At 43.3% G+C, this 6,976-nt stretch carries 7 protein-coding genes and 6 tRNA genes; 10 read left to right on the top strand and 3 right to left on the bottom strand.

All coding sequences use genetic code 11. From position 1 onward, the window contains the following. The first annotated feature begins 47 nt into the window (after nt 1–47). The 7 genes from MHN30_RS09040 to MHN30_RS09010 all read left to right on the top strand — a co-directional run bounded on the left by MHN30_RS09040 (nt 48) and on the right by MHN30_RS09010 (nt 2,275). Nucleotides 48–123 (top strand) — tRNA-Lys (locus MHN30_RS09040). Nucleotides 124–277: 154 nt separating this feature from the next. Next, a tRNA-Lys gene (locus tag MHN30_RS09035) sits at nt 278–353 on the top strand. A gap of 154 nt (nt 354–507) precedes the next feature. After that, nucleotides 508–583 (top strand) — tRNA-Lys (locus MHN30_RS09030). A gap of 154 nt (nt 584–737) precedes the next feature. Continuing rightward, nucleotides 738–813: transfer RNA gene (locus MHN30_RS09025), tRNA-Lys, on the top strand. Between the two features lie 29 nt (nt 814–842). After that, nucleotides 843–918 (top strand) — tRNA-Lys (locus tag MHN30_RS09020). Nucleotides 919–1,051: 133 nt separating this feature from the next. Further along, nucleotides 1,052–2,095 (top strand): quinolinate synthase NadA, encoded by a 1,044-nt coding sequence (nadA, locus tag MHN30_RS09015; protein WP_026000839.1) that lies wholly within the window; start codon nt 1,052–1,054, stop codon nt 2,093–2,095. A gap of 89 nt (nt 2,096–2,184) precedes the next feature. Then, nucleotides 2,185–2,275: transfer RNA gene (locus MHN30_RS09010), tRNA-Ser, on the top strand. A 348-nt stretch (nt 2,276–2,623) separates the two neighbouring features. Here the strand turns inward: MHN30_RS09010 and MHN30_RS09005 are convergent. Both MHN30_RS09005 and MHN30_RS09000 read right to left on the bottom strand, forming a co-directional pair. After that, the gene (locus MHN30_RS09005; protein ID WP_239359297.1) at nt 2,624–3,682 is read right to left on the bottom strand and encodes a hypothetical protein; all 1,059 of its coding nucleotides are present in this window, start codon (nt 3,680–3,682) and stop codon (nt 2,624–2,626) included. A gap of 84 nt (nt 3,683–3,766) precedes the next feature. Beyond that, nucleotides 3,767–3,979 (bottom strand): hypothetical protein, encoded by a 213-nt coding sequence (locus tag MHN30_RS09000; protein ID WP_239359296.1) that lies wholly within the window; start codon nt 3,977–3,979, stop codon nt 3,767–3,769. Between the two features lie 409 nt (nt 3,980–4,388). On the opposite strand from MHN30_RS09000, the gene MHN30_RS08995 reads away from it, so the two are divergent. The 3 genes from MHN30_RS08995 (at nt 4,389) to MHN30_RS08985 (ending at nt 6,339) form a co-directional block, all read left to right on the top strand. Continuing rightward, nucleotides 4,389–4,904, top strand: coding sequence for a hypothetical protein (locus MHN30_RS08995; protein WP_130164335.1), 516 nt, complete (start codon nt 4,389–4,391; stop codon nt 4,902–4,904). An 82-nt stretch (nt 4,905–4,986) separates the two neighbouring features. After that, entirely contained in the window at nt 4,987–5,388 is a 402-nt protein-coding gene (locus tag MHN30_RS08990) for a hypothetical protein (RefSeq protein WP_130164334.1), read from the top strand. 135 nt (nt 5,389–5,523) lie between these two features. Beyond that, entirely contained in the window at nt 5,524–6,339 is an 816-nt protein-coding gene (locus MHN30_RS08985) for a hypothetical protein (RefSeq protein ID WP_239359295.1), read from the top strand. On the opposite strand, the gene MHN30_RS08980 is transcribed toward MHN30_RS08985, so the two are convergent. Continuing rightward, nucleotides 6,336–6,914: a TetR/AcrR family transcriptional regulator gene (locus MHN30_RS08980; RefSeq protein WP_045990613.1), complete on the bottom strand. Its 579-nt coding sequence runs from the start codon at nt 6,912–6,914 to the stop codon at nt 6,336–6,338. The two genes, MHN30_RS08985 and MHN30_RS08980, sit on opposite strands and share 4 nt — an antisense overlap. Nucleotides 6,915–6,976: the final 62 nt, after the last annotated feature.

Here is a 6,976-nt window from a genome sequence, read left to right as displayed (position 1 = left end):
CGGAACACCTCTTCAGGATGAATCAATGGCACTTTTAATGCTTGAGCGGGTCATTAGCTCAGTTGGTAGAGCAGTGGACTTTTAATCCATTGGTCGATGGTTCGAGTCCATCATGACCCACCACTTATAAGCTGGCGAATTCGATTTTGAGCGGGTCATTAGCTCAGTTGGGTGAAAAAAGACCGAAGCAAGGCTTCTACGCTTTTTGAACGCGAGTCAGGACGACGAGCCGGAACACCTCTTCAGGATGAATCAATGGCACTTTTAATGCTTGAGCGGGTCATTAGCTCAGTTGGTAGAGCAGTGGACTTTTAATCCATTGGTCGATGGTTCGAGTCCATCATGACCCACCACTTATAAGCTTGCGAATTCAATTTTGAGCAAGTCATTAGCTCAGCTGGGTGAAAAAAGAACGAAGCAAGGCTTCGCCGCTTTTTGAACGCGAGTCAGGACGACGAGCCGGAACACCTCTTCAGGATGAATCAATGGCACTTTTAATGCTTGAGCGGGTCATTAGCTCAGTTGGTAGAGCAGTGGACTTTTAATCCATTGGTCGATGGTTCGAGTCCATCATGACCCACCACTTATAAGCTTGCGAATTCAATTTTGAGCAAGTCATTAGCTCAGCTGGGTGAAAAAAGAACGAAGCAAGGCTTCGCCGCTTTTTGAACGCGAGTCAGGACGACGAGCCGGAACACCTCTTCAGGATGAATCAATGGCACTTTTAATGCTTGAGCGGGTCATTAGCTCAGTTGGTAGAGCAGTGGACTTTTAATCCATTGGTCGATGGTTCGAGTCCATCATGACCCACCACTTACAAGCATACGAATTCAATTTTGAGCGGGTCATTAGCTCAGTTGGTAGAGCAGTGGACTTTTAATCCATTGGTCGATGGTTCGAGTCCATCATGACCCACCATCCTCATATTCTTCATATATTATTCAAAATACTTTCTTAAACTCGCCATTTTGAGCTAAACATTCGCTAGGATTACCCCTGTATTTTTCGTATAATTCTACCTAATTATGCAATGTGGACTAGTGGTCGAGAAATGAGTCTAGCTGAACGTATTATGCCGGAAGATTATATCTTCCCTCCAAAACCTGCCCCTCTTACCGTTGAAGAAAAAGCAGAGTATAAAGCGCGTATCAAAGCGCTATTAGTTGAAAAAAATGCGGTACTGGTTGCCCATTATTATACTGATCCTGAGATCCAAGCACTTGCTGAAGAAACTGGCGGCTGTGTTGCTGATTCATTAGAAATGGCACGGTTTGGCGCTAAGCAAGAAGACAAAGACATGATCATCGTCGCCGGCGTGCGCTTTATGGGCGAAACGGCAAAAATATTAACACCGCACAAAACTGTTGTGATGCCAACGCTCGAAGCAACTTGCTCGTTGGACGTTGGTTGCCCTATCGACGAGTTTTCTGCGTTTTGCGATCAACACCCAGACAGAAAAGTGGTGGTATACGCCAATACCTCAACTGCGGTAAAGGCCAGAGCGGATTGGATCGTCACCTCTTCTTGCGCGCTTGAGATTGTTGAGCACCTTGATGAGCAAGGCGAAAAAATCATCTGGGGTCCGGATAAGCACTTAGGTTCTTATATCCAAAAGAAAACGGGCGCCGATATGATCATGTGGAACGGTGCGTGTATCGTTCATGATGAATTTAAAACCAAAGCCCTTAAAGACATGAAGCAGCTACATCCTGACGCTGCGGTACTGGTTCACCCTGAGTCTCCTGCGGAAATCGTAGACTTAGCGGATGCAGTAGGCTCAACGAGTCAATTAATTAAAGCTGCGCAAGAAATGGATAATCAGAAGTTTATCGTTGCCACCGATCGCGGTATCTTCTATAAAATGCAGCAACTTTGCCCTGAGAAAGAATTCTTCGAAGCACCAACCGCTGGTGAAGGCGCTACATGTCGTAGCTGTGCCCATTGCCCTTGGATGGCAATGAACGGCCTACAGGCAATTGAAGAAGCGCTTATCAGCCCACAAGGCAAAGAAGTCTTCGTTGATATGGAATTGCGTGAAGGCGCACTACGTTCGCTTAATCGCATGCTAGATTTTTCTGCATCCTTGCAGAAATAGTAGGATTAATAGACAAATAGATCCTAAAAGCAAAAAACTGCTTGATAAAGTGCGAGGCTTTTCATAGTATTAGCCCCGCAATTCAGTGCGGAGAGATGGCTGAGTGGCTTAAGGCGCACGACTGGAACTCGTGTATACGTTTATAGCGTATCGAGGGTTCGACTCCCTCTCTCTCCGCCATTCCTTCTTTATTCAAATCAATCACCTACTAAAAGCTGCTCGTACTTTTGGGGACATTCTGGGGCTATGATAACCCTAAACTTTATTTTTATTTCCTAAATACAGCGCATCTTCAAAAACCATTCTGGCTTACGTCATTTCTATTTAAAAATATCTTTGTTTGTGCAATTTAGCTTTAGATTATCGGCTGGAGTCGCAAACGGCATAGTCGTACGAATTTGAGTTCAGTATCCGTGATTTATCTCGACTTAAATGTCTCAGCGATATAAAGCTAAACAAGCATGAGGTTGAGCGAGTTTCGCTATCTTATTTACAAAAAATACGAAACGCCCACTTTAAGTTTAAAAATTACTTTTCTAAAAGCCATTCGAACCAGACTGATTTCTGAATATCGGGGTCGGTTTGTAGGTGGAGTAGGGTATCAAATTGAGCGGGCTTGAACTCAATAGGCGGTGCGAGCACTTGAGTATTTTGCGTTAAGGTTACGCCATTTTTCCGTCCTTTTTCGGTTACCTCACAGACCCCGTTTTTGCATGTCACATCCGGTTCTGGGAGGGAAATACTTTCTTCAGATTGGGTCATGACATAGCGCTCGTTGATGCTACTAGCCTCGGTGAAAGTTTTAAATTGCGTTGCTGAGTCACTGGTCGCAATACCGGCAGTTACTTCTGCTATATGTGCCAGAAACTGGTAGCTGCCTTGGTGAGAGAGTGCGCCAAGGCCAGGGTCTGTGATAAAAGATACAAAGCCCGCGTCCAGAGCGCTGGAAGATAGTGCATCATTATTCATCAGGCGATCTATAGAGGCTTGATCTCTTTGCGTAAATGCGACAGTGAGCTTTTGGCCTTCGGTATTAAAATGCCCCTCGTTGAAATTACTGAGTAATTTGCCGTCATCATGTCGTCGGTAGTTTCCTATGTCACTAGCAAGTTTTTGAATATATTCGAAATCTATGTCATTTTTATCTGCATATTGATACATATCAGCCAGCATAAATCTGTCTTTATGAGTCAAGAAGTCATAGTTGCTGCGTTCTAAGTTGTGTGAAGACATCCCTTCAGCGCCATTGTGCACTTTAGGTTCATTGCCAGCAAACAGATCTGTAACCATTAGGCTATAGTAATGCTCAGCTTGATTGCTCATTGTATGCGCTGATAAGTTCATGTCTTGGAGCGCTGACTCGAAGTGTGACTGTGCTTGCGAAAGATAATCATCAGGGAGCATAGCTTTACCGAGTTCTGAGAATGTCTGGCTATGTGTGTATAGCGCAGCTTCAAATGATGTCATTGCATTATCATCATTGAGGGCGTTCCGCTTCAGCTCAGACAACGCTCGTTGATCAAGTGCATGCCACTTTTCGTAAGCAGCAGCCTTCTCTGCTTTTGAAAAGGTATTACTGGGATCCATGGCGATAGTCTCCAGTTGAGGTTTGGACAGTTGCTCAAACTCCCACTTAGCCGAATTAATCTCTTCTTGATTACTTTGCGCTTGTCACATTAAAACGTTGTTATTCTGTGGAAATGATTGCTGATTTAAACGAGCTGCGTCAATCGCCTGTTGTGCTTCTTTTAGTTTCACAGCCAATGAAGAAACAGACACCTTTGTATTGCGTGCGTTGTTTTGGTTGGTATCCGTATTCGAACGATATGACTTAGCAGGAGAAGCTTTGGTTTTAGCATGCCATTGGGTATTTGATATATCCATACTGTCTGTCCCTGTGCTTACTTAGCCCTTTCTTATATGAAGGGTTAAGTCAGCATTCGTTGGTAAAATAGTAGAAAGAAACATTTTTCTCTCTGTTTGGTTTTATATAGTTGAGACTACTTGATGCATTTACATGATGTATTATTGGTGCTAAAACATCCGCTCTTAGTCATAAGATATAGTTAAATCCCCTGAAGCATTAGGAGAAATTTCTGCGTTCCTATTAGGATTTTACTATAAGCTCGATAGTAGCATAATTAAGCTGCTCCGGAAGTTGACTCTGAAAGTCAAAAAAGCAGCGACACTCATCATAATTTAGACTTTAGAAAGTGCTAAATTACACAATAACTCACCTCCAACATAGAGAAAAAAGATGGAACTCAACAAAATATCAAATAAGGAATTAAAGTTGGCTCTTAAGGCCAGTGCGGCATTAGATATTGAAATCTCAGATGATGAGTATTTGCGCTGTTTTACTTATACCGAAAATTGGGTTGCTGGTATTGATATCGCGACTTACGAAAATGGGGGCGGCGACAATATTGTTGTCGTGATCAAAGGCGAGTCGATCCTTATCAAGGGATTCGATCATGAGTCAGAAGTTAGCCCTCATGCTCAAGAAGAGTACGGTGTATGGCCGGGGATGTACGAGGGAGCGCCAACTGAGCTGTTGGAAGTACTGAATGACGAGGTTTTCGAAATAGAAGAGGTCACGTTTTGCATTTGGCGACTTGATAATGAAGCAACTTGGTCTCAAGGAGCAGTAGAGTTTACTAATGATGAAGATGACGGTTCGAGCTGGCTTCTGTCAGCTATTACTACCACTCCAAGCGCCTTTATTGAATATGTCGAAAGCTATCATGACAGTGATTTCAACCTGCTAACGCTAGAGAAAATACATGACGTATTTGCGGCGCAAATGTAGAGTATGTCAACTAAGCTGCTGAAGGCTTTTCTCCGGCAGCAAATTCTCAAAAAATGTGATGTTAGTGGATAAGGAAAGTTTAATGAGGCGAGTTAAAGTCTATTACCAACATCGTGACGGTGGCACTGAGCTCATCAATTATGAAAAAGAATTACAGTCTTATCGTGAGGCTTGGGATGTTATTGATCATTACCCTTGGGACAAGGAATTGGAGTTGTTTGAGGCACTTGGGGAAGGTGGCGGGTTCTTTTTTATACTTGGCGATGAAGGCGGTAAGTGCGCGTCTTACCAATTGACACCAATAGAAAATAACCGCGGATTACTGGCTTTGGATGTTGTGTCTAAGCCAGCTACTTTTGGACTCTTTGGTGGTAAATCTGCTTCAGTCGATTTTGAGCTTGTCTCAATTCCAGAGGCTAAAAATCATATAAAAGCGCTATTTGAATACTCAATTGATTCTCTGTACGAAAAATATCGAAAGTAACAGTGTTGTATGAAAAGTATCCGTAGATATCAATTCCGGTGATTCATTTATCTTGGGCTTGTTCTCGTTGTATACTCTGCCTTATATATTAAACGGCGTGTGGCACGTTTCAACGGGAAATAAAAGGATGTATCAATGAATAGACTTGGCATACTAATTGGTTTGTTATTTTGTTGTAGCTATTCAATCGCTCAGCCCCAGCCGCAAGCAATCACAATTTACAATAACCCTTCTCAAGGTGTTCAAACCGAAAGCCGTGTATTTTCCTATCTGCAAAGCCAATTAACTCAGTTTGAGATTACACAGTCTGATGCCAGTGTTGACCGTGCGCTTAAAAATATTGCAGGAGGTGAAGGGGAGTGCGTTAGAAACTTAGTTGTGAATAAAGCGCGCAGTAAAACATTGCTATTTTCAGAGCCGACCACTTACTTTTTGGGGTTACAAGTTTTTGCTGCACCCTCAGTGCAATTGTTGTCTACACAAACCGAGCAAAACCTAGAGGCATTGTTAACGAGTCATCCCAAATGGTTGTTGGGCGTAGAAAAAGAGCGCTCATATGGTGATATTGCCGATGCCATGATACAGCAGACGCCAGCAGATCAGCTCTACGTGAAAGAAGGCAGCGAAAACGAAGCGCAAATGTATTCTATGTTGATGAGCAAGCGTTTTGAGTTGCTGCTTGAATATCCTTCGGTTATTGCATACCACGCGAAAGACGCATCAGAAAAACCCGTACCAATTGCGGTTAGTGGTTTTGCTCCATTTATTACTGGGCATATCGCTTGTCGGGATACACCCGTTACACGCGGGTTTTTAGCGGCGGTTAACTCTGTATTGGCGGGCTTGACGATGGACGAGCGCTTTATTAATTGGCATCTAGAATACATAGACAAGAGTTTACACGATACATTTAAACAGCAGTTTAGCCAAGCGCAAAGCTCTCGGCTTTAAACTGAGACTTCCAATAACCTATCTGCCAGTGCATTTAGGTGTGAGCTATCGCACTGCGTCGCTGCATAAGTTCGAATACCATATACAGACATAATAAAGAAACGGGCCCTCTTTGTGGCTTCATCTTCACTTAATGCTTCACTATCGGGCCAAGCTATCAAAAACTGTTGCCTGATCAGTGATTCAAATTGGTGCAAGTTAGCGCTGAGTGCCGCTTGAATTTCCGCATCCTGCTCGCCAATTTCATTAAGCGTTTTGGTGAGCAAACACACTTTCTTTGACTCGTCGCCTAAACATTCACCGACAAGATCTTGTAAGAATCGCTCAAGTGCACAGCGAAGGCTGGTGCTGTTTTCGAACAGCTTTTGATAATGCACTCGTCGGTCTGCTTGATATTGATCTATGGCGGCTAATAGCAAACCTTTTTTATTTTTGAACGCACAGTAGATAGAACCCGGATGGAGTCCGGTGACTTCGGTCAGTTTGGGCATACTGGTTTTGTTGTAGCCATAAGTCATAAATGCTTGCATGGCATTTCTCAGTACGGTTTCTCTATCAAACTCTGCTGTTCTCATCGATTTCCTAAGTGCACCAAATGTGTTTAAACGTCGCCATTATACCAATACTTCACCCCTAT

This window comes from Pseudoalteromonas sp. OF7H-1 (genome assembly GCF_022347825.1).
Taxonomy (GTDB): Bacteria; Pseudomonadota; Gammaproteobacteria; order Enterobacterales; family Alteromonadaceae; genus Pseudoalteromonas; species Pseudoalteromonas maricaloris.
The sequence above is the reverse complement of the archived record's forward strand: the minus strand, read 5'-3'. Positions and strand labels throughout refer to the sequence as shown.